Consider the following 1,035-nt stretch of genomic DNA (forward strand, 5'->3'; position numbering starts at 1 on the left):
GTATGATCCAGCTCATCTGTCTCTCTCCTGGTTCAAGGCTCGGTTCACGTAGGCAAGCGGTTCGCTACTCGGCGGCCTGCACGCGTCGGGTCCCGCTCTCACGCTCGGCGACGAGCGCGCGGACCCGCGGAATGAGGTCGCGGCCGTAATGGAACGCGTCCTCCAGCGGATCGAACCCACGGATCAGGAAGGTGGTGACGCCGAGGTCGTAGTAGTCGAGCATGGCTTCGGCCACCTGATCCGGCGTGCCGACCAGCGAGGTGGAATTGCCGCTTGCACCGGTCAGTGTCGCGATCTCGGTCCACAGCCGTTTGTCCAGGCGCTTGCCTTGGGTGGCGGCCGCGAGCAGCCGCCGCGAGCCTTCGTTGGCTGGCTGCTGGCCGGCGGCATTGCCGCGGATCAGGCGCTCGCCGCTGGCGTGCAGCGCCTTCGCGCGCTCGAGGATGCGGTCGGCCTTTGCCCAGGCGTCTTCCTCGGTGTCCGCCAGGATCGGGCGCAGCGACAGGCTGAAGCGCGGCGAGCGGCCGTAAGGAGCGGCCGCGGCGCGCACGCGCCGGATCGTTTCCGCTACCTGCGCCAGCGTCTCGCCCCACAGCGCATAAATGTCGGCATGCTTGCCGGCGACCGCGATCGCCGCGTCGGACGAGCCTCCGAAATAAACCGGAATGCCGTCCGGCCCCTGCGGCTTGACCTCGGAAAAGGCTCCGGTGACGCGGTAGAACTTGCCCTCGTAATCGAATGGCTTAGCGCTCGTCCATTCCTGGCGCAGGATGTCGAGATATTCGCTGGTGCGGGCGTAGCGCTCTTCCTTGGTCAGCTGATCGCCGTCCTGCGCAAGCTCCTGGTCGTTGCCGCCGGTGATGATATGGACCGCGATGCGGCCGTCGCTCAGATGGTCGAGCGTCGCGAACTGCCGGGCGGCGAGTGTCGGGGCCGTGAAGCCTGGCCGGTGGGCGACCATGAGCTTCAGCCGCTGGGTCCGCTCGGTCACGTGCTGCGCGACGAGAATGCTTTCCGGAGAGGTGGAATGGAAGG

The 1,035-nt window shown here is 67.2% G+C and carries 1 protein-coding gene; it reads right to left on the minus strand.

Annotated elements, in window-relative coordinates; all coding sequences use genetic code 11:
• Positions 1-64: 64 nt before the first annotated feature.
• Positions 65-1,035: LLM class flavin-dependent oxidoreductase (locus EOA24_RS39115; RefSeq protein WP_133374981.1), on the minus strand; the 971-nt coding region annotated here is incomplete at its 5' end.

Origin of the sequence: Mesorhizobium sp. M2A.F.Ca.ET.039.01.1.1, from assembly GCF_003998035.1 — a bacterium.
Lineage (GTDB): Bacteria > Pseudomonadota > Alphaproteobacteria > Rhizobiales > Rhizobiaceae > Mesorhizobium.